Raw genomic sequence first — 22,533 nt, forward strand, 5'->3', positions numbered from 1 at the left:
AATTAATGCTTATAGATAAAATTTTAAGTAATTCTAAAAATATAGCTATTGTTGGACTTAGTCCTGATGAAAGCAAAGCTAGCAATAAAGTGGCAAAATATTTGCAAGAGTGTGGATATAGCATCTATCCAATTTATCCTAAATTCGATACCATTTTAGGTAAAAAAGTATATAGGAATTTAAGTGAGATAAATGATGATATTGATATAGTTGTTATGTTTAGAAAAGGAGAGTTTGCAGAGATTTTAGTAGAAGAGGTAATTGCTAAAAATGCTAAAACTCTTTGGTTGCAACTTGGTATAAAAAATGAGATTGCAAAGCAAAAAGCCCTTGAAAATGGCATAAATTTTATAGAAGATAAATGTATAATGATGGAACATTTAAAAGTAAAAAAGGAAGTTAATGGTTGATTTAAAGTCTATAATGCAGGCCAAAAGAACTATAAATGGATTTGTTGAAAAAACTCCATTTGTAATAAGCACAAAATTAAGTAAAAGATTTAAGACAGAAGTTTATTTAAAAAGTGAAAACTTACAAAGAACAGGCGCATATAAAATTCGTGGTGCTTATAATATGATATCACATTTAAGCGATGAACAAAAATCTCATGGAGTTATTGCAGCAAGTGCTGGAAACCATGCACAAGGCGTTGCAATTAGTGCAAGAGAGTTTTGTATAAGAGCTGTTATAGTTATGCCTGAAGCTACTCCGCTTTTAAAAGTAAGTGGCACGAAAAACCTTGGAGCTGAGGTCATTTTAAAAGGTGATAATTTTGATGAAGCTTACTCTTATGCTTTAGAATATGCAAAAGAGAATAATTTGACATTTGTTCACCCATTTGATAATGAATATGTTCAAGCAGGGCAAGGAACTATAGCTCTTGAGATGTTTGAAGATGTTGAGGATTTAGATTGCTTGATTATACCTGTTGGTGGTGGAGGTATGATAAGTGGTGTTGCAAGCTGTGCAAAGCAGATAAATCCAGATATAAAAATCATAGCTGTATCTTCAAAAGGTGCACCTGCTATGTATGAAAGTTTTAAAGCTAAAAAACCTGTAAACTCAAACTATGTAAAAACCATAGCGGATGGAATTTCAGTTAGAGATGCTAGCCCTATAACTCTAAAACATATTTTAGATACTGTTGATGAATTTGTTCAAGTTGATGATGAAGAGATAGCAAGTGCTGTTTTGTTTCTACTTGAAGAGCAAAAAATTGTAGTAGAAGGTGCTGGTGCTGCTGGGGTTGCTGCGCTTATGAGTGGTAAACTAAAAAATATAAAAGATAAAAAAATAGGCATAATTTTAAGCGGTGGAAATATAGATGTTCAGATGTTAAATATCATTATTGAAAAAGGTCTTATAAAAACTTTTAGAAAAATGACTATAAATGTAACATTGATAGATAAACCGGGCGCTTTAATGGGACTAACAGACGCACTTAAAAAATCAAATGCAAATATTGTAAAAATAGACTACGATAGGTTTTCTACAAATCTTGATTATGGTGATGCTGCTATAACTATAACACTTGAGACTAAGGGCGAAGAGCATCAAAAAAATGTTATAAAAACATTAAGTGAAAGCGGGTATAGATTTACTCAAATTTTTTAAGGAAAGATATGGAAACTTTACTTTTTATAATCTTAATAGTGCTTTTGTTTTTGGTATTTGTTTTGTTTAAACAAAACAAAAAGCTAAAAGGTAAAAAAAGCGGTAGTAAATCACAAATTTCTACTGAGATAACTAAGATTAAAAGCATTGGCGAGCTAAATGTTTTTAAAATCTACAGCAAAGAAATTGTTACAAAAAAAGATAGTCCAATGGAGGGCTTTTGGGATACATTACTTGGATGGTCGATGACAAAAAGACAAATAGCTGTTATTTTCGAGTTTGAGATAAATTTTATCTATGATTTAAACAGTGAAGAATTTAGTATAAAAAAACAAGAAGATGGCAGTTATAAGATAACAATGCCGCCTTGTAAATATAATTATAATATTAAAGATATGAAAATTTATGACGAGAAAAATGCTAAATTTTTACCTTTTTTACTTCCTGATTCGCTAAATGGAATTTTTGGAAGTAGATTTGATGAAGCGGATAAAAACCGCATAATTGACGAAGCTAAAGAAGAGGTAAAAAATATGTCAATTAAGATAATTAATGATTTGGAGGAAAAAATTCATAAATCAGCAAGAGATACACTAGAAGCTATATCTTCAAATTTTGGAATTGAAAAATTGAGTTTTGAATTTGTTGATAAAAATATTAATAAGATTGATCTTAAAAATAGTAAAATAGAGATAGATAATTTTTTAAAACAAAAAATGATATCTTAATAGAATATTCTTTCTAAATACAACCCATTTGGTGGTGCTGGATTTCTCGTAATTGCTTTTTTTATTGTAAAGCTTTCTTCTGTTTCTATTTCCTTTATCGCATTTGCTATCATTAATCTAACCTGTGCCCTTAAAAAACCATCTGCTTTAAATTTTATAATTGTATAATTATTATATTTATATGCATAGGATTTATATATATTTCTAATGGTTGTCTTATTGTCACTTCCTGTTTTCATAAAATTTACAAAATCATATTTTCCTATAAATTTACTCAAAGCTCTATTTAAAAGCTTCAAATCTAACTCTTTATAAAAATAGCAGTAATTTGACAAAAATGGATTGTAATTTTGATGGTTTATTATATATCTATAGCTTCTAAATTTCGCATCATATCTTGGATGAAAATCATTTTTCATAATTGATATATTTTTTATGTGTATATGAGGATGACAATTTTTATTTAAAACCTTAACTAATTTATTAAGATCCCAAAAATTAGGGCAAATTATAGTGCTTACTTGATTTAGGGCATGCACGCCCTTGTCTGTTCTTGAGCTTGAGATTAGATTTTCATATATTCCAATACTATTAAAGGAATTTTGTAAAATATTTTCAACACTTTTTTTATCTGGTTGTCTTTGTGAACCATGAAATTTTGAACCATCATATGAGTATATTATTTTTAAATTCATTAGTATTTATTTAGTATCTTCTTTTTAAACCATAAAAAAGAGAGCACAAAACAAGAGATAAAAATAAGAGGAATTGCAATCATCGGAGTATTTGCAAGTAACATTATACCTGCAAAGTAACTAAATAAAACACCAAATATATTTGCATATATAAAGCCATTTTCATATCTATAGGTTATTATGCCAAAAGATAGTGCAAATAGCACCGTAGCTAAAGGAAAAAGTGAAACTAAAACATATATAGTAAAGTCCTTTTTTCTCTTTTTATTAACTCTCATCTCATCCCAGTAGTTAAAAATACTTTGGGCATCTGAAATTTTATCAGAAGAGCGTGATCTCATTGTCATGGTATTAAATGTTGTGATGTGATATGTATCATCTATCGTATAAATTTTTCCATCTTTTAAAATCATCTCAAAAACAGAGTCAATGCTTCTAAATTTACCCTCTTTAGCTAGTATAACTCTTTCTTTATCTTGTCCTTTTTTTGGAGAATACATTATTAAGTTTTCATATATATTTCCATTTTTATTTTTATTTTCGCTTTCTATAAATATAAGCCAATCCCCAAAACTTTGTCCAAATTCACTAGCTTTTATATTTAGTGTTGCTTGAGTTTTTTTGTAGTCTATAAAATTATCTTTTAAATTTTCAGCTATTGGCATCATCACAATCGATATAAAAAGTAGTAAAATAGACATAATGAGTGATGTTTGCATAAAAAAATTGCCTATTTTTTTAGGTGAGTATCCAAAGGTAAATAAAACTGTTACTTCATTATCTTTAGATAATCTAAAAAAAGCCATAGCTAGTGAGACAAAAAAAGCTATAGGGGTTGTAAAAACTAGTATTCTTGGTAGCATAAAAAGGTATAATTTAAACAGTTCAAAAATATCAATTTGTATATATGATGTTATTCTTGCAATTTGTATAAAAAATACAATTGACATTATTAAAAAAAGAGTGCTAAAAAGAGAAGCAAAGTTACCTATGAAATTTGAAAATAGATATCTATTGATTCTACCCATAAAGCCAACCTAATATTTCTAAGGCATAAGTATTAAATATATATATTATAAATAACCCAGCAGATAAAAAGGGTATAAATGGGAGTTCATAATCTTTTTTTCTTATTATTGCATATGCAGGTAGAGTTAAAATCGCACCTAAGAAAATAGCCATAAAACCGAGCTTAAGATCTAAAACTGCACCTATAATTCCAAATATATATATATCAGCAAGCCCCATTGCTTCTTGTTTTTTAATCTTACTTAATATAAATCTTAAAATCCAAAAAATAGTAGCAAATATAAGGGCATTTTTAATACCATCTAAACTAAAAGAATACAATAAAGACAAAATAACCCCAGTATTTAAAAGCAGATCAGGTGCACCTTTATATCTAAAATCAATCATACTAAGAGCTAGTAAAACTATAAATAAAATGCCAACCATTAATGTTTTAAATAGTGCAACATAGTCAAGTTCGGGATTTTCTTTATAAAATACAATGAGCATTAAAATCCCACCAGCAAGTTCTACTAAAGGGTATTGAATACTTATTTTATCTTTACAAAAAGCACATTTTCCACCTAAAAAAAGCCAAGAAAAAATAGGTATATTGTGATACCACTTTAGAGCTGTGTGACAACTTTGACAATTCGAGGCTGGAAAATTTATACTCTCATCTTTTGGTAATCTATATATCAAAACATTACTAAATGAGCCTATACAGATACCAGTAATAAAATAAAATAATGCCAAAACAATCATAATCCACCAAATTTTCTTTTAATTTTTTTATAATTATCCATTATATTTTGTAGTTCTACACTATCAAAATCAGGCCACAGAGTTTTTGTAAAATATAACTCTGCGTAGCTTGCTTGCCATAGTAAAAAATTAGAAAGTCTTTGTTCTCCACCTGTTCTAATAAGCAAATCAACATCACCCATATCGTATGTATCTAAGTGTAAATTTATATTTTCTTCGTTAATATCTTGATTTTCTTTAAGCAATGCTCTACAAGCCCTAACTATCTCATTTTTAGAGCCATAATTTACAGCTAATGCTAAGTTTAATTTTGAGTTGTTTTTTGATAAATTTTCTAAATTTAAAATTTTCTCTTTTAATTCATCATCAAAGATATCAATATCTCCAATAGCTTTAAATTTTATATTCTCTTTTAAGATGATAGCCTCTTTTTCTTTTAGAAATTTTTTAAATAGATTGATTAAAAAATTAACTTCGTTTTTAGGTCTTGACCAGTTTTCGGTGCTAAATGCATATAGTGTTAAATTTGGTATATTGTTTTGGATACAAACTCTACAAACTCTCTCAACTACATTGGCTCCTTTTTCATGTCCAAATGCCCTTAGCATTCCTTTTTGCTTAGCCCATCTTCCATTTCCATCCATTATTATGGCTAAGTGGTTTAGCTTGTTCATCTGCTATAAGCTTTTTATGTATTCTGCTATTTCAAATGCTACATCAACTTTAGGACCTTGAGGTATTTCTATATTTCCAGATTTTGTAACAAATGTAATTTTTGTATTATCACTACCAAATTTAACAAAATCGTCTAAAACATTAAGACAAACCGCATCCACATTCTTTTTAATAAGCATCATTTGAGCTTTTTCCAAAGCTTCTGTTTTTGAAATTTCAAGCTTGAAGCCTATTTTTTTAATATTATTCATATTTATGCTTGTTAATATATCTTCATTCTTTTTAAATTTAAGTGTCAATATATCTTTAACATCATCTTTTGTTATTTTACCTTTTATTTTATTTGGTATAAAATCACTTACAGCAGCAGCCATAACTAAAATATCATCTTTTTTTAATCTTTGGTTTTCTATAGCTGTTTTTAGGCCAAAAGATGAGGTAAATTTGATTAGTTTATATGGAACTTCAAATTCAATACTACTTATATATATGACATTTGCTCCTAAAAAATAAAAAGCATCAGCTAGGGCTTTAGACATTTTTCCGCTTGATAAATTTGTAAGAGCTCTAACATCGTCGATTTTTTCCATAGTAGCACCACCTGTTACTATAACAGTTTTATCTACATAAAAGCTATCTTTTAAAAACTCTTTTTTTATAGCCATTATGATATTGTCAACTTCTGCTAAACCGCCTTTGCCAAAATCTCCACAAGCAAGTAGTTTTTTTACCGGATCAACGATAGTTGTTCCGTGTCTTTTTAAGGTTTTAAGTGAATTTTGTACACTAAAGTGTTCAAGCATTCTATTATTTGCAGCAGGTGCTATTATAAAAGGAACATTAGATGCTGCAATCAGTGTCTGCATAAAAACATCATCACAAATTCCATTTGCAAGTTTATTTATAGTATTTACAGTAGCAGGTGCAACCACTACTAAATCTACCTTGGAATAACCAATGTGGCTAATTCCTTTTTGAAAGTCTTCAGTACTTGAACATAAAATCTCATGGTCACATAATGCTCTAAAACTATCTATGCTTGCAAATTTTAAAGCACCATCACTAAGCATAACATATACATCAGCATTTAATTTTTTTAGACTAGATAGGATTTCATAAGCCTTGTAAAAGCTTATGCTTCCACAAACCGCTAATAGTATTTTTTTATTTGTTAACATTTTCATCCTTAAAAAATTTATAATAAAATTCATCTTTATTTATCTGCTTTGCTCTACTTATTGCTAAGCTTCCTTTTTTAACATCTTTTGTTATAGTAGAGCCTGCACCTATAATTACATCATCTTCAATAACCACAGGAGCAACAAACTGAGTGTCACTTCCAATAAAAACATTTTTGCCTATAATTGTTTTATATTTATTTTTGCCATCATAGTTACAAGTAATTGTCCCACACCCCACATTAGTTCCGCTTTGGATTTCACAATCTCCAAGATAGCTAAGATGCCCAGCCTTAATTCCATTGACTTTTGCATTTTTAAGTTCTACAAAATTTCCAATGTGTGTATCTTTTATCTCACATTTAGGTCTAATGTGTGCCAAAGGACCTATGTCAGAGTTTTCTATATAACTATATTCAATTATGGTTGAACTTTTAATAATACTATTTTTTATATAGCTATCGCCTATAATGCTTGCATTTTCTTCAATCGCACATTCGCCTTCAAATTTAGCTCTGCTATCTATATAGATAGTTTTTGGAAGTCTCATTAAAACGCCTTGCTTCATCAGTGCTTCTTTAATCTCATCTTGCATAATCTCCTCAGCCTTGCTAAGTGCAAATTTGTCATTTATGCCCATAAAATTATCTTCATTAACTTCTATAGCTAAGCAAGATAAATTCATATTTTTAGCTATTTTAATGCTATCTGTTAAGTAGTATTCATTTTGTGTGTTTTTATTTGAAATTTTAGGCAAAATTTGTTTTAAAACCTCACTCTTAAAGCAGTAGCAACCTGCATTTGAAGATCTTACTAGTTTTTCTTCTTCTGTTGCATCTTTTTCTTCAACTATTTTTTGTATCTCGCCATTTATATTTATAACTCTTCCATAGCCTGTTGGATCTTTTGCCTCAAAAACACTAAGTGTTATATCTGCATTTGTTAAAATCAATTTTTTAAGTTCATCTATCTTTATAAGTGGCATATCTCCACAAAGAATAAGAGTTTTTTCTTTATTAAATTTGATATCTTTTAGCGCTCCAGCAGTTCCTGGGTAATTTTTAATATCTTGTTTGTAGATTTTAGTATTTTTAAATTTGCTAAGTATAACATCTTTAATTTCATCAAATTGGTGATTTAGCACAACACTAACATCATCACTAATTTCATATGCTTTTTTTAAGATATGGATTATCATAGGTTCACCGCAAATTTCAAAAAGAACTTTTGCTTTACTAGATTTCATCCTAGTTCCAAACCCAGCTGCTAATATTATAATTGATGTATTATTCATAATATTCCTAAATTTAAGATTTTATGTTAATTTTACCAAAATTATAATAAAAATAATATTTCAAAGATCAAATATCGGTACTCATTTTGTTATTTTAGTGCTGATTTTTAAAATTTTGGTCTAAATCGTAGTAATATTTAAAATCAAAAATAGTATAATTATTTTTTATTAGAAGGATTATATGTGAATAAGCTTATATTTGTAACTATTATTTGGGCATTTAGCTTTAGTCTAATTGGCGTTTATTTAAAAGGCGTGGATAGCTCTTATGCTGCTCTTTTAAGGGTGGTTTTGGCTTTAATATGTTTTTTGCCTTTTATGAAATTTAAAAATATAGATTATAAATTAGCAGGTATGGCTTGTCTAATAGGAGGTGTACAGATAGGTTTTATGTATATTTTTTATTATTCATCATTTAAATATTTAAGTGTTCCAGAGTTGGCTCTTTTTACTATTTTTACTCCATTTTATATAACAATTTTTTATGATTTTTTGGAAAAAAGATTTAGAGCACTATATTTAATAAGCGTTTCAATAGCTATTTTTGGAGCTTTTATAATAAAATATAATGGTATAAATGAAAATTTCTTAAAAGGATTTTTGCTAATTCAAGGTGCAAATATTTGCTTTGCAATAGGACAAAGTCTATATAAATTTAAATTCGAAAAATATAACTTAGTAGAGCAAAGAGATGTTTTTGGTTACTTTTTTGTAGGTGCAAGCATTGTTTGCAGTTTTGTTTTTTTATTTTTTGGAGATGGTTCAAAAATAGCTTTAAGTTTAACTCAAATACTCATTATAGTATGGCTTGGTGTTGTAGCTAGTGGGCTTTGTTATTTTCTTTGGAATAAAGGAGCTTGTGAGGTTGATAGTGGGGTTTTAGCCATTATGAATAATGCCTTAGTTCCAGCTGCTATAGTAGTAAATTTACTATTTTGGGGCAAAGATACTGATATGGTTAAGCTTATTTTAGGTGGTGCTATTATATATCTATCTTTGATTATACATAAACGAATAATAAAATACTATTCTAAAAATGAAACAGAGGTATTAAGTTGATTTATATTTGTTAAATTTATCAATTTAAATATCTTATTGAAATAAAATTAACATTTACTTTAAGATTATATATTACAATCCAATATGAATATATAAATATAAAAGAGTAAATATGAAAAAAATTATAAAGTACCTTATATTTTTTATAGTTTTAATTGGAATTGGCTACTTTGGATATATTAAATTTCTAAAAGAAGATGAAAAGGTAGACTATTTCACAGTAAAACCATCTAGTGGCGATCTTTTAAACTCTGTTGCGGCAACTGGAGAAGTTTTAGCAAGAGATTTAGTTGATGTTGGTGCACAAGTTGGCGGTCAAATTCAAAAGCTTTATGTCTCTCTTGGTGATACAGTTAAAAAAGGCGATACAATAGCAGATATTGACTCTGTTAAGCAGGCAAATGAGATAGCTAAATTAAACGCTCAACATAGAATTTATATGGCGGATTTAAATGCAACATCTGTTGCTTTAAAAATTGCAAAGACAAAATATGATAGAGAGAAAAAGCTATACCGTTCAAATGCAACTTCAAAAGAGAGTTTAGAAAATGCAGAAAATGAAATAGCTTTCAATATGGCTAAAGTAGAGCAGATTAAAGCTCAAATTGATCAAAATATGATAAATTTAGATACAGCAAAGACAAATTTAGGTTATACAAAGATAGTAGCGCCTCTTGATGGAACTATAGTTTCTGTTCTTGTAAAAGAGGGGCAAACTGTTAATGCCAACCAAAGCACTCCTGTCATAGTGCAAATTGCAGATTTAACAAAACTTGAGATTAATATGGAGATAGCAGAAGGGGATTTGCCAAAAGTACAAACAGGTATGAAGGTAAGATACTCCATTTTGGCTGAACCTAATAAAAAGATGACAGGGTATATTGATAGTATTGATCCAGCTATGACTACTTTAAGTGATGGGTCTTTATCAAAACTTTCAGCATCTCAAAGCTCAAATAGTGCAGTTTACTACTATGGAAAAGTTTTAGTAGACAACCACGATAATTTTTTAAAAATAGGCATGACTGTGGAAAATAGCATTATCATAGAAGAATCAAAAGATACTATCTATATACCTAAAAATCTTATATTCAAAAAAGATAATAGTTCTTATGTCAAAGTTTTAAAAGGTAGTAAGATAGTTGAAAAAAGTGTAAAACTTGGTATATCTGATGGTTTTTATCAAGAGATACTCGAAGGCATTGATGTAGATGATGATATTATATCAAGTACCAAAAGTGGCAAAAAAGAATTCAAAGGACAAATGGGACCACCACGTAGAGCAACTAGGATGTAGAAGTGTTAAAACTCGAAAATATTAATAAGAAATTTGTATTTGGCGATAATGATATCCATGTCCTTAAAGATATAAATTTAGAGATTAAAAAAGGTGAGTTTATAGCTATTATTGGACAATCAGGATCTGGTAAATCAACTCTTATGAATATAATTGGCTGTCTTGATACCCAAACTAGCGGTAAATACATAATAGATGGCAAAGATATTAGCTCTTTTAATAGCAATCAAAAAGCAAAGTTAAGAAAAGATAAATTTGGCTTTGTCTTTCAAAAATACAACCTAATTACATCTTTAAGCTCTCTTGATAATGTTGTTTTACCTGCTATTTATGGTGGTTTGGAAAAAGATGAAAGAGAAAGACGCGCTTATGAGCTTTTAGATAGCCTTGGTATGAAAGATAAAGCTCCTAGTATGCCAAACAAGTTAAGTGGCGGACAGCAACAAAGAGTTAGTATAGCAAGAGCTTTAATGAATGGCGGAGAGATAATACTAGCTGATGAGCCAACTGGAGCATTAGATAGTAAAAGTGGAGAGATGGTTATGGAGATTATAGGAGATCTTCATAAAAAAGGGCATACCATTGTTCTTGTAACTCATGATAAAAATATTGCAAACTATGCAAACAGAATAATTGAGATAAAAGATGGTAAAATTTTAAGCGATGAGACTAAGAAAGATGAACAATATAGCCAAAAAGAGCAGATTAGAACCAAAAATAGACTATTTGTTGATTTAATAAATAAATCAGTTCAATCTTTTAAGATGTCAATTAGCTCAATACTTGCACACAAGCTTAGATCTTTACTTACAATGCTTGGAATTATTATAGGAATTTCATCTGTTATCTGTGTTGTTGCATTAGGCGAGGGTTCGCAAGAAAAAATACTATCATCAATTAGGGCAATTGGTACAAATACTATAAATATCTACCCAGGAAAAAGTTTTGGTGATATGAGGGCAAATAGGGTAAATACGCTAAATATGGATGATTCTTTGTTTCTTGGAAGGCAATCATATCTGGACTATTCTACTCCAAATACTTCAACTTCTGGAACTCTTACATATGGAAACAAAAACCTAAATGCATCTTTAAGGGGAGGAAGTGAATACTCTTTAAGTATTAATGGGATAGAGATAGAATCAGGAAGAGACTTTACCAAATACGATATAGACTCCTCAAACTCAGTGGTTATAATAGATGATGCCACAAATGATGAGTTTTTTAAAGATATTGATCCAATTGGGAAGGTTGTATTTTTCAATAAAAAACCATTAAAAATAATTGGAATTACAAAAAAAGATGATGGTGCTTTTGGTGGTTCTGGTGTTTTAAGACTTTATTCTCCTTTTAGTACAGTGATTAATAAAATAACCGGAGATAGAAGTGTTCAAAGTATAACAGTAAAAGTTAAAGATGATGTGGATCCTCAACTCGCAGAAGATGCACTTGTCAATATTTTAACGCAAAAACATGGAAGAAAAGACTTTTTTACTAGAAACTCAGATACAATTAGACAAACTGTTGAAAGTACTATGGGAACTATGAGAATTTTAATCTCCTCAATAGCCTTTATATCGCTTTTAGTTGGTGGAATTGGTGTTATGAATATAATGCTTGTCAGTGTAACTGAAAGAACAAAAGAGATAGGTATAAAAATGGCAATAGGAGCAAAACAAAGCGATATAATGCAGCAATTTTTAATAGAATCCATAGTCCTTTGTATAATAGGTGGTATTTTAGGTCTTATTTTTGCTTATAGTTTTGGGTATATTTTTAACCAGCTAAGTAGCGATTTTTATATGATATTTAACGTAACACCGGCAATTATAGCTATATTAACATCAACTTTTATAGGGGTTGCTTTTGGTTACATCCCAGCCAAAAATGCAAGTAAATTAAATCCTATAGAGGCACTTTTGCAGGAGTAATAGTAATGAGAATTTATATTTTAGCAATTTTAACAATATTTTTAGTAGGATGTGCTCCAAAAAGTGGCATTGATAATTACGAGGTTATCTATAAATTTGAAGATGTAAATCAAAGCTATGAAGTAAAAAAAGAGTGGTATAAACTATATCATCAAAACTACTTAAACTCTTTAGTGGATAGAGCACTAAGTAAAAATCAAGATATGTTAATAGCAAGCTTAAATACTATGCAAGCATATGCTAGAGTTGGTATTATTGAAGCTGATAAATTTCCAACTTTTATAGCAAACTATCAAATAGACACTTCAAGAAATTTAAATACAAATAACTCAAGTTGGCAAGATAGATATGGAGCTAATTTAAGCGCTAGTTACGAAATAGATCTTTTTAGAAAAATTGAAGATAGTATTAGTGCTTTAAAATGGCAAACTATAGCAACTAAATTTGATAAAGATAGTTTAGAGCTTAGTATAATGAACTCAGTTGTAAGTGCATATTTTAAAGAGCTGTTTTTAAATAGCTCTTTAAGGCTTTTAAATGAAAATTTAAACAATTACAAAAAGCTTTATAATCTTGCTAATTTGAAATTTAAAAATGGAAAAGCTAGTTTAGACTCGCCGCTTGAAGCTAAAAAGGCAATTTTATCTCTAGAAAGTAAAATACTAAGCTATCAAAAAGATAGATTGTCAAATCAAGAGTTTTTAAAAAATCTTCTTTTTATGGGCAAGGATGAAAATTTAAATATACCAAATATTTTACTTGAAGATGTAAATTTAGTGGGCGTGGATTTAGAAATTCCATATTATGCACTAACATATAGACCGGATTTAAATGCTCTAATCGCGTCAATAAATTCATCTTTTTACAACTATCTAACTAGCAAAAAGGCCTTTTATCCAAGCATAACTATTGGATCTACTCTAAGCTCAAACGAGGACGATATAAAGCATAGTTTTGATCTTATTGATTTAAGTGCAAATTTGAGGATTAATCTACCATTTTTAAACTATAAAAGATTAAAAGGTCAGCTAAAAGTAGACGAGTTGGAATTTGAAAAAAGAGTTGTAAATTATCAAAAAAAACTATTAGAGATTACAAATGAACTTGATAGATTAAATTCTGAGCATAAAGTAATTACAAACGAACTTAAAAATAGTGAAAATATAGCTAAAAATAACTATAAACTTTCAAATTTATACCATAAAAGATATATAAATGGAAAATATGAACTTAAAGACTATATAGAGTCTAAAAATAGCTATATTAATTCTAAAATTAGCATCTTAGAGCAAAAATATATGCTTATAAATAATGAAATTGCCATATATAAAACGCTATCAGGCAAATATGAAAATAGACAGCTTTAAAAAATACATAAAACTTTACACATCTTATTCACAATGTGAATGAGATACCCATTAAATCGCACTTATATGTGAATAGATAAACTAAAAGCCCTAAATTTAGGGCTTTTGAGATAAGCATAGTTAGTAAAAGCCCATGTGAACGAAAGTTGAAATTTAACCTTAAAATGCAATAAATCAAAGATAAAATTAGGTTCTTTTTGAATAAAACTCTTTTTTAAACTCATCAAAATTACTAGCAAGTATCGCCTCTCTTGCTTTTTTTACCAAATTTAAATAGTAATGCAAGTTATGCAAACTTGCAAGTCTAAAAAATGTAAGTTCTTTTGCTTTAAATAGATGATTTAGATAACCTCTTGAGTAGTTCTTGCAAGTATAACAATCACACTCTTTATCTATTGGATCATCATCATGAATATATTTTGCATTTTTGATATTTAGTTTCCCAAAACTTGTAAAAAGTGTTCCATTTCTTGCATTTCTTGTTGGCATAACACAATCAAACATATCAACACCACGCTCTATATTTTCAACCAAATCCTCGGGCGTTCCAACACCCATTAAGTATCTTGGTCTATTTTCATCAATAAAAGGCATAACTCCTTCAACTGTGTCATACATCATCTCATTGCTCTCGCCAACGCTAAGCCCACCTATAGCAAGCCCATCAAAGTCCATCTCACAAAGTGCTTTTGCACACTCTTTTCTAGCTTCATAATCAGTTCCACCTTGAATAATTCCAAAGATGTTTTGATTGATTCCAACCCCTTTGTTTTGCATAAATTTATGATACTCAATTGATTCTTTTGCCCATTTTATAGTTCTTTGTAAACTAAGTTCAACTCTTTTTTTCTCAGCTGGTAAAGCTATCAAATCATCTAAAACCATCATAATATCACTACCAAAGTCATATTGTGTATCAAGCACAGAAGTTGGTGTAAAATAGTGCTTTGAGCCATCAATATGCGAAGCAAATTTGATTCCATTTTCATCTGGTTTTGAAATTTTGCTTAATGAAAAAGCTTGAAAACCACCACTATCAGTTAAAAAACTTCTATCAAATTTAGTAAAGCCGTGAAGTCCGCCAAATTCTTTAACTATCTTTGAACTTGGTCTTAGATACATATGGTAAGTGTTTGCTAAGATGATTTTTGCGTCTAAAATTTCTATCATATCAATAGCATCTAAACTTTTTACAGCGCCAACTGTACCAACTGGCATAAAAATTGGTGTTTGTATGGTTGAATGAGCTGTTTTTATGGTGCAAGCTCTAGCATTTTTGTCTTTTTTATCTATTTTAAATAACATTTTTTGTATAATATCCTTTTAATTTTGGAGTAAAAATGAAAAATATTTTAATTGTTTGTGATGGAATTGTAGCAAAAAGATTCTTAGAAAGAGTATCAAGTCTAAAAAATATAAATCATAAATATAAAATTATAACAAATAAAGCAAAAACGATAAATGATAAAATAGAAGAAAATGAGAATATGCAAATTCACAGATTTGACCCAACTAGCTTTGAGAGATTAAAAGGCGTTGCTAGTGGCAAATTTGATAGTTTTATGATAGTTTTGGATAATGAGTTTGATGCTATCCACACATACAAAAATTTAAGAAAAATTGATAAAGAACAAGAGATATTTATGCTTGATGAGTGGGGTGTGATTAATAAAATTGATAAAGATGAAAACTTAAAAGTTATGGATGTTTTATCAGTTGTCTCATCAAGGCTTATAAGTTTTTTACCAGATAATCCAGCATTAGCCGATAATATAGGTGTTGGAAAAGGTGAAATTATGGAGGTTAAAGTTCCAATAGGAAGTCCATTTGCTTATAAAAAAATTGGTATGATTTTACAATCTGATTTTAAAATTCCAATACTATATAGACACAATGAGATAATAGTAACAAAATACTCAACAGTTATATTTCCTAATGATTCTTTATTGCTTGTTGGAGAGCCACCTGTTTTAAGGAATGTATTTAGATCTATTAAAAAGGTTGTAGGTAGATTTCCATCACCTTTTGGAAGCAATATCTACTTTTTTGTTGATATGGCGGTTATGAAATACGATGAGTTTGAAAATGCAATTAAGAACATTAGATTTTTAAACAAAGCAATAAGTAGTCAAAAAATATATATAAGAGTTATAAACCCTACATTAAATGAAACATTAGAGAATTTAAAAAAGATAAATGAAGAAGAGGATATTGAAGTTATTATTGATTTTAAAAGATCTAAACCAAGTATGCTTAAAGATGATGTTGAAAAATACAAAATTGGAGTTTTTGTAACAAATAATAGCTTTTTTAACTCAAATAAAGAGAGATTGCACAATTTAAAAATTCCTGTTCTTACCTTGGGAGAGGGTAATTTGGATAAGCTTACAAAGGGAGTCGTTTTGGTTTCTAGTAAAAATAATACTCAAGAATCAAGTGTTGTTTTTGATTTATGTTCTCAGCTCAATATAAATGTGCATTTATACTACTATGATCAAGGTGTTAATGCAAGCGAAGAGATAGTAAATTACTATGAAAACCTTGCAGAACTTTTTGATGAAGAGCTTCATGTCATAGATGATGGCAAAGAAAATCCAATCTACACCCTTCAAAAAGAGGATAATTTCATACAATTTTTACCTTTTAATGAAAAAGTTTTAAAAAATAGTTTTGCTTCACATCTTTCAAGAAATATGGATGAGTTGTATTTTAGGCTTGATAAAAATTATCAGCTTTTTGTTCCTAGTTTTTATGAAATTTAAAAAGGTTAATTTATGAAAATTGATATAAGCTTTAAAGATCCTAGCAAAGACTACTTTGTCTATATTGATGAGTTAAAAGAGCTTGAGTTTGATTCTAGTGTTGCAATAGTTACAAACCAAAGAGTTGGCGGTTTATGGCTTAAAGATATTTTACCTAAAATAAAATCTAAAAATTTACATATCATTTCAATTCCAGATGGTGAAGAATATAAGAGTTTTGAGACATTAAATTATATCTTAGAACAACTTTTTATAGCAAAATTAGATAGAAAATCAACACTTATTTCTTTTGGTGGTGGTGTTGTTAGTGATTTAACAGGATTTGCAGCAAGTATATATCAAAGAGGTATAAGTTTTATTAATATACCAACAACTCTACTAGCACAAGTTGATGCAAGTGTGGGTGGAAAAACAGGAATTAATACCAAATTTGGAAAAAACTTAATAGGCTCTTTTTATCAGCCAAAAGCTGTTTATTGTGAAAGTAAATATTTACAAACTTTGCCAAACAGGGAATTTAGTGCAGGTGTTGCAGAGGCTATAAAAATGGCTATTATGTTTGATAGAAATTTTTTTCAATATTTTGCAAATCATAATCTTCATAAAAAAGAAGAATTGGCATTTGTCATAAAAAAATGTGTAGAATTAAAAGCAGATATTGTAAGTAAAGATGAGAAAGAAAGTGGTATAAGATCTGTTTTAAACTACGGTCATACCTTTGCACATGTTATAGAAAATGAGACGAAATATCTTAAGTTTTTACATGGGGAAGCTGTTTCTATAGGTATGAATATGGCAAATTTGCTAGCGCTTAAATTAGGATATCTTAAAGAAGAAGAGTATAAGAGAATTAAGGATATTTTAATTAAATTTAATCTACCTGTGTACTATAAAATTAAAGATAAAGAGCTTTTTTATGAATCATTTTTTCTAGATAAAAAAAGTTCAAATTCTAAAGTAAAATTTATATTGCCAAATTCCATTGGTAATTTTATAATAAAAGATGATATTGATAGAGATATGGTTATCTCTGTTTTAAGTGAGTTTGCATGAGAGTGTTTTTTTTAAGCTTTATAGTTTTGTTTGCCTCTTGTTTAAATGCAATGGATGTAAACAAGAGTGATATTAATGAAGAGTTAAATAAGACAACTCTAGTTGTTGATAAGAAAAAAACTATTCCACCTGAGATAGTTGAGGCAGAAAATAAGCTAAAGGCTCTAGAGAGCAGTGTTAAAGATAATATCTGGCTTATACAATATAGCAATCACCAAAAGTATAATAATTTAAAAAAAGAGTATGATGATACAAGAGCAGCGTATAGAAGAGAAAAAAATGAAGAAAAAAAATCAAATTTAGATAAAAAACTTAAAACTATCTCTGAGCAAATAGATCTTTTAAAAGACTATTCAGCTGCCCCTTTTACAAAAATTTTAGAAGTTAAAAATTTAGGAGAACAAGAGAGAATTGCAAATCCAATAGAGATACTCTCTGGAATTTCAGATATTAAAAATTTACTTAATCAAAAAAGTGAATATAGAAATAATCTAAATAGCCTATCTATGCTTATAGCCAAATTTGAAGAGAAGAAAAATTTATTAAATTTACTACTTTCAGATGATCCTGATAATGAGGATTTAAAAAATAAAATAGAGACATTAAATTTAAAAATGAATGAGTTTTTATCGGTTCAAGAGATAGGAAAAACAACATTTGATGTATATTCAAAAAGGATTGATGAGAGGATAAATAGCATAAGGCTAGATATAACAGAGCAGATTAAAAGAGCTATAAATATTATAGCGCTAATTATATTTGTTATTTTGTTGTCAATTTTGTTTAAATATATAGCTAAAAAATCTATAAAAGATGATGATAGAATTTACACCACAAATAAGGTTATAAACTTTTTAAATGTAACTCTTATAATAATAATTGTATTTTTAGCATATATAGAAAATGTTACATATTTTGTAACAGTTCTTGGGTTTGCTTCAGCCGGTATTGCCATTGCTATGAAAGATATGTTTATGTCTATGCTTGGATGGCTTGTTATAACTGTTGGAGGAAGTTTTCATGTAGGTGATAGAATTAGAGTTAAGAAATTAAGTGGTGAGCTTTATGTTGGAGATATAATAGATATCTCAATTCTTAGAATGACAATATATGAAGATGTTACATATACTACTTATACAGAATCAAGGCGTGCAGGTAGGATTATTTTCATTCCAAATAACTATATTTTTACAGAGTTAATTGCAAATTATACTCACTATGGTATGAAAACAGTTTGGGATGGAATTGACATACTTTTAACATTTGATAGCAACCATCAAAAGGCAACTCACCTTATACAAAATATCGCTAGAAAATACTCTAAAGGATATACCGAGATGGCTAAAAAAAGTATGAATAAACTAAGAAGACAATACAGTATTAAAAACTCAAGTATGGAGCCACGAATTTTTCAATTTTTTGAACCTTATGGTATAAAGATTAGTGTTTGGTATATGACAAACTCATATGCGTCTTTAAATCTTAGAAGTAATATATCTGGTGAAATTTTAGACGCTATAAGAAATGAAGATGATATAACCATCGCTTACCCAACACAAACACTATATCTAAGAGATAAAAATAGTAATATAAATCAAACTTTAGAGACACAAGAGATTAAAAACGAAGAAAAAACTCAAATCAAGGAAGAGAACTCTTGAAAGTATATATAAAAACCTTTGGGTGTAGAACAAATATATATGATAGCGAACTTATAAAACAAAATTTAAAAGAAAATGAAATTTGCAATGATGAGAGCGAAGCTGATATTATAATAATAAATTCATGCACTGTTACAAATGGTGCTGATAGCGATGTTAGAAGCTATATAAATAGAGTTAAAAGAGAAGGCAAGAAAGTTCTTTTGACAGGATGTGGAGCTATTAGTAAAGGAGAAGAGCTTTTAAAACAAGATAAGGTTTTTGGCGTATTTGGAATGTCAAATAAAGAAAAAATTGATGATTTTATATCTAAAACAGATAAATTCATTGACATTGGAAATTTAAACTCAAAAGATAAAAATATAGTAACAAATTATGAAAATCATACTAAAGCCTTTATTAAAATTCAAGAAGGTTGTGATTTTAGATGTTCATATTGTATTATCCCATATGTAAGGGGAAATTCAAGAAGTTTAGATGAACTTAAAATTATCGATGAGGCAAAAAAATTAGTTGAAAATGGTTTTAGTGAGCTAGTTTTAACAGGTACAAATATAGGAAGTTATGGAAAAGATACAAACTCTAGCATTGCAAGTTTGCTTAAAAAATTAGGTGGCATAAGAGGAATTAAAAGAATTAGGCTTGGAAGTTTAGAGCCATCGCAGATAGATGATGAGTTTAAAGAAATTTTAGATGAGGATTGGCTTGAGAAACATCTTCATATAGCCTTGCAACACACATCACAAAAAATGTTAAATATAATGCGTAGAAGAAATAGGGCATTTAAAGATATAGAGCTTTTTAATGAATTAAGTAAAAAAGGCTTTGCTTTAGGGACTGATTTTATAGTTGGACATCCAGGAGAAAGTGAAGAAATATGGGCTGAAGCACTAGAAAATTTTAAAAAATTTCCACTTACTCACATTCATGCTTTTATATATTCTAAAAGAGACAATACCCCTTCTGCTAAAATGAAATTAGATGTTAATGGAAAAGTGGCAAAAGATAGACTAAAAATGATAACAAATATAGTTAAATTAAATAATTTAGAATTTAGAAAAAAACATTATAATGAATTAGAGATATTGGTTGAACAAATACAAGATGATTACTATACTGGGTTTGATCAATTTTACAATAAAGTATTTATAAAAAGCGAAGAAGACTTGAGAAATAGATATGTAAAGGTTGGAGATTATGAAATTAAACTTTCAGGAAATTTTGCAGAAATTTAAAATTAATAAATTAAATATAATACTTATATTTTTAGCCATATTAATTGGACTACTTTCTTTTGTATATTTAAGAAATGGACCTGTTTATATAAATTATGAAAATTATGAAAAGCTTTTAAATAGCAACTCAATAGAGAGTGCAAGAATAAAAGATGATAAGGTATATTTGAAATTTAATGGCAGAGAATACATAATACTTAAAGAGGCGGTTAATCTAAAAGAGTTATACAAAATTACCAAAATTTCAAAGCAAGATAATATGCCTTTTTGGGCTGAATTTATAGTTTTATGTTTTATAGTTTTGGTTTTAATTATATTAGTAGATAGATATTTTAGAAAAAATTTAAGTGAAGTAAAAAATTTTAAAAACGAATTTAACACTCAGCGAAACTTTACAACAAATATACAAAAATCTAATGAGTTTGTATCTGCTATTTCTGATTACAAATTCAGTGATGTAGCAGGCATTGATGAGGTAAAAAGTGAGCTTTTAGAAATAGTGGATTTTTTAAAAAATCCAGAAAAATATAAAGATTTTGGAATTGTTTTGCCTAAAGGTGTTTTAATGTCAGGACCCCCAGGAGTTGGCAAAACACTTATAGCAAAAGCAGTTGCAGGAGAGGCAGGAGTTCCATTTTACTATGAAAGTGGAGCAAATTTTGCCCAAATGTTTGTTGGAGTTGGAGCACAAAAAGTAAGAGAACTTTTTGCACATGCAAAATCAAATGCACCTTCTATTGTATTTATAGATGAGATTGATGCTATTGGCAAAAGCAGAGGTGGAAATAGAAATGATGAGAGAGAAGCAACTTTAAACCAACTACTTACAGAAATGGATGGTTTTGAAGATAGCAATGGCGTAATTGTTATGGGTGCAACAAATAAGATAGAAATGATAGATGATGCACTTTTAAGACCTGGTAGGTTTGATAGAAGAGTTTTTATATCTTTGCCAAATTACAAAGATAGGATTAATATCTTAAAGCTATATTTAAAAAATAAATCTCATAATGTTGATTTAAGTAAATTATCTAGAATGAGTGTCGGTTTTAGTGGAGCAGGGCTTGCTACTTTTGTAAATGAGGCTATGATTAGTGCTTTAAAAAGAGGTAGCAAAACTTTAGAAATGGAAGATTTTGAAAAAATTAAAACTAAAGTTGCCAGCGGAAAGAGAAAAGAGATAATTTTAAGTGAGTCTGAAAAAGAGATTCAAGCACTATATCAAGGTGCAAAAGCTTTAAGTGCTTATTGGTTTGGTTTGGATTTTGATAAGATAAATTTATTAGAGGATGATTTTGTTAAAAATGATATTGAGATAGAGTCAAAAACTACGCTAGAAAATAGGCTAAAAGTATATTTAAGTGGTATTGCAGCTCTTTTTGTATATAAAGAAGATATGTTTAGCAACTCAAAAATTGATTTAAAAAAATCATTAAATTTAGCACATAATATAGTATATGAGTATGGAATGGGAAATAGCTTTATACCAAATAGTGAAGATGTTTCAAGTATTGTAAACAATAACTATCTTGAAGTTAAAGAGTTTTTAAAAAATATGCAAAATGTGCTTTTTGAAATTTCAAAATATATTTTTGCATTTGAGGTTATCACTTCAGAAGAGATAAAAAAAATTATAGAAGAACAATATACAAAGGATAATAATGAAGATAAAAATAGGGATACTAACGCTTAGCGATAGGGCTAGTGATGGGGTTTATGAAGATAGATCAGGCATTGCTATTAAAGAGATACTTAATGAGTGGATAACAAATGAAATAGAATATTTTTATAAAGTTATTCCAGATGATTATGACTTAATTGTTGAGAATTTAATTAAAATGTGTGATAGTGATAATTGCGATTTAGTTGTAACTACGGGTGGAACAGGTCCTGCATTAAGAGATGTTACCCCAGAAGCTACAGAAAAAGTTTGTGAAAAAATGATGCCAGGGTTTGGTGAGCTTATGAGAATGGAGAGTTTAAAATATGTTCCAACTGCCATTTTGTCAAGGCAAACTGCAGGAATTCGCGGTAAAAGTTTTATTATAAATTTACCAGGAAATCCAAAAGCAATTAAAGAGTGTTTAGAGCCTGTTTTTCCTGCTATTCCTTATTGTATCGATTTGATTGAGGGTGGATATATTAAAACAGATGAGTCTAAAATGAAAGTATTTCGCCCAAAACAAAAACCAAAACATTAATAAAATATAT

The 22,533-nt window shown here is 28.7% G+C and carries 20 protein-coding genes; 13 read left to right on the forward strand and 7 right to left on the reverse strand.

Features of this window, described 5'->3' with window-relative positions; all coding sequences use genetic code 11:
- Positions 1-5 precede the first annotated feature (5 nt).
- The 3 genes from CBLAS_RS03805 to CBLAS_RS03815 are packed head-to-tail and all read left to right on the forward strand — an operon-like array spanning position 6 to position 2,342.
- Entirely contained in the window at positions 6-410 is a 405-nt protein-coding gene (locus CBLAS_RS03805) for a CoA-binding protein (protein ID WP_106870329.1), read from the forward strand.
- Positions 403-1,614, forward strand: a complete 1,212-nt coding sequence (ilvA, locus tag CBLAS_RS03810; RefSeq protein WP_106870331.1) for a threonine ammonia-lyase — start codon at positions 403-405, stop codon at positions 1,612-1,614. Before CBLAS_RS03805 ends, ilvA begins: the two co-directional genes overlap by 8 nt.
- Before the next feature lie 8 nt (positions 1,615-1,622).
- Positions 1,623-2,342, forward strand: a complete 720-nt coding sequence (locus CBLAS_RS03815) for a DUF4230 domain-containing protein (protein WP_106870334.1) — start codon at positions 1,623-1,625, stop codon at positions 2,340-2,342.
- On the opposite strand, the gene truA is transcribed toward CBLAS_RS03815, so the two are convergent.
- From truA to glmU, 6 genes are read right to left on the reverse strand one after another with little or no spacing between them, the layout of a single operon-like run.
- Positions 2,339-3,037 (reverse strand): tRNA pseudouridine(38-40) synthase TruA, encoded by a 699-nt coding sequence (gene truA, locus CBLAS_RS03820; protein ID WP_106870336.1) that lies wholly within the window; start codon positions 3,035-3,037, stop codon positions 2,339-2,341. The two genes, CBLAS_RS03815 and truA, sit on opposite strands and share 4 nt — an antisense overlap.
- A complete protein-coding gene (locus tag CBLAS_RS03825) occupies positions 3,037-4,065 on the reverse strand; it encodes an LptF/LptG family permease (RefSeq protein WP_106870338.1) in 1,029 nt (342 codons plus the stop codon). The genes truA and CBLAS_RS03825 overlap by 1 nt, the downstream gene beginning before the upstream one ends.
- The gene (locus CBLAS_RS03830; RefSeq protein WP_106870340.1) at positions 4,058-4,810 is read right to left on the reverse strand and encodes a prepilin peptidase; all 753 of its coding nucleotides are present in this window, start codon (positions 4,808-4,810) and stop codon (positions 4,058-4,060) included. The genes CBLAS_RS03825 and CBLAS_RS03830 overlap by 8 nt, the downstream gene beginning before the upstream one ends.
- Positions 4,807-5,484, reverse strand: a complete 678-nt coding sequence (gene uppS, locus CBLAS_RS03835; protein WP_106870342.1) for a polyprenyl diphosphate synthase — start codon at positions 5,482-5,484, stop codon at positions 4,807-4,809. Before uppS ends, CBLAS_RS03830 begins: the two co-directional genes overlap by 4 nt.
- 3 nt (positions 5,485-5,487) lie before the next feature.
- Positions 5,488-6,663 carry a bifunctional phosphopantothenoylcysteine decarboxylase/phosphopantothenate--cysteine ligase CoaBC gene (gene coaBC, locus CBLAS_RS03840; protein ID WP_106870344.1) on the reverse strand — a complete coding sequence of 392 codons (1,176 nt, stop codon included), beginning with the start codon at positions 6,661-6,663 and terminating at the stop codon, positions 5,488-5,490.
- Entirely contained in the window at positions 6,650-7,960 is a 1,311-nt protein-coding gene (gene glmU, locus CBLAS_RS03845) for a bifunctional UDP-N-acetylglucosamine diphosphorylase/glucosamine-1-phosphate N-acetyltransferase GlmU (protein ID WP_172658227.1), read from the reverse strand. The genes coaBC and glmU overlap by 14 nt, the downstream gene beginning before the upstream one ends.
- A gap of 180 nt (positions 7,961-8,140) precedes the next feature.
- Between glmU and CBLAS_RS03850 the strand changes: the two genes are divergently transcribed.
- From CBLAS_RS03850 to CBLAS_RS03865, 4 genes are all read left to right on the forward strand, one after another.
- On the forward strand, positions 8,141-9,016 hold the full coding sequence (locus tag CBLAS_RS03850) for a DMT family transporter (RefSeq protein ID WP_106870350.1): 876 nt from the start codon (positions 8,141-8,143) through the stop codon (positions 9,014-9,016).
- A gap of 112 nt (positions 9,017-9,128) precedes the next feature.
- Positions 9,129-10,313, forward strand: coding sequence for an efflux RND transporter periplasmic adaptor subunit (locus tag CBLAS_RS03855; protein WP_106870352.1), 1,185 nt, complete (start codon positions 9,129-9,131; stop codon positions 10,311-10,313).
- A 2-nt stretch (positions 10,314-10,315) separates the two neighbouring features.
- Positions 10,316-12,244, forward strand: a complete 1,929-nt coding sequence (locus CBLAS_RS03860) for a MacB family efflux pump subunit (RefSeq protein WP_106870354.1) — start codon at positions 10,316-10,318, stop codon at positions 12,242-12,244.
- A gap of 5 nt (positions 12,245-12,249) precedes the next feature.
- Positions 12,250-13,611, forward strand: a complete 1,362-nt coding sequence (locus CBLAS_RS03865; protein WP_106870356.1) for a TolC family protein — start codon at positions 12,250-12,252, stop codon at positions 13,609-13,611.
- 186 nt (positions 13,612-13,797) lie between these two features.
- Here the strand turns inward: CBLAS_RS03865 and tgt are convergent, their stop codons facing one another.
- Positions 13,798-14,916 carry a tRNA guanosine(34) transglycosylase Tgt gene (tgt, locus tag CBLAS_RS03870; RefSeq protein ID WP_106870358.1) on the reverse strand — a complete coding sequence of 373 codons (1,119 nt, stop codon included), beginning with the start codon at positions 14,914-14,916 and terminating at the stop codon, positions 13,798-13,800.
- A gap of 35 nt (positions 14,917-14,951) precedes the next feature.
- Here tgt and CBLAS_RS03875 point away from each other — a divergent pair, with 35 nt between their 5' ends.
- Genes CBLAS_RS03875 through mog form a run of 6 tightly spaced genes read left to right on the forward strand, consistent with a single transcriptional unit; the run spans position 14,952 to position 22,523 of the window.
- On the forward strand, positions 14,952-16,373 hold the full coding sequence (locus tag CBLAS_RS03875; protein WP_106870360.1) for a hypothetical protein: 1,422 nt from the start codon (positions 14,952-14,954) through the stop codon (positions 16,371-16,373).
- Positions 16,374-16,385: 12 nt separating this feature from the next.
- Positions 16,386-17,426, forward strand: coding sequence for a 3-dehydroquinate synthase (gene aroB / locus CBLAS_RS03880; RefSeq protein ID WP_106870362.1), 1,041 nt, complete (start codon positions 16,386-16,388; stop codon positions 17,424-17,426).
- Positions 17,423-19,087: a mechanosensitive ion channel family protein gene (locus CBLAS_RS03885; RefSeq protein ID WP_106870364.1), complete on the forward strand. Its 1,665-nt coding sequence runs from the start codon at positions 17,423-17,425 to the stop codon at positions 19,085-19,087. The genes aroB and CBLAS_RS03885 overlap by 4 nt, the downstream gene beginning before the upstream one ends.
- A complete protein-coding gene (gene mtaB / locus CBLAS_RS03890; protein ID WP_106870366.1) occupies positions 19,084-20,322 on the forward strand; it encodes a tRNA (N(6)-L-threonylcarbamoyladenosine(37)-C(2))-methylthiotransferase MtaB in 1,239 nt (412 codons plus the stop codon). The genes CBLAS_RS03885 and mtaB overlap by 4 nt, the downstream gene beginning before the upstream one ends.
- The gene (locus CBLAS_RS03895) at positions 20,285-22,015 is read left to right on the forward strand and encodes an AAA family ATPase (protein WP_106870368.1); all 1,731 of its coding nucleotides are present in this window, start codon (positions 20,285-20,287) and stop codon (positions 22,013-22,015) included. Before mtaB ends, CBLAS_RS03895 begins: the two co-directional genes overlap by 38 nt.
- Entirely contained in the window at positions 21,984-22,523 is a 540-nt protein-coding gene (gene mog / locus CBLAS_RS03900) for a molybdopterin adenylyltransferase (RefSeq protein ID WP_106870370.1), read from the forward strand. Before CBLAS_RS03895 ends, mog begins: the two co-directional genes overlap by 32 nt.
- Positions 22,524-22,533: the final 10 nt, after the last annotated feature.

The sequence above is a fragment of the Campylobacter blaseri genome, from assembly GCF_013201895.1.
Lineage (GTDB): Bacteria > Campylobacterota > Campylobacteria > Campylobacterales > Campylobacteraceae > Campylobacter_B > Campylobacter_B blaseri.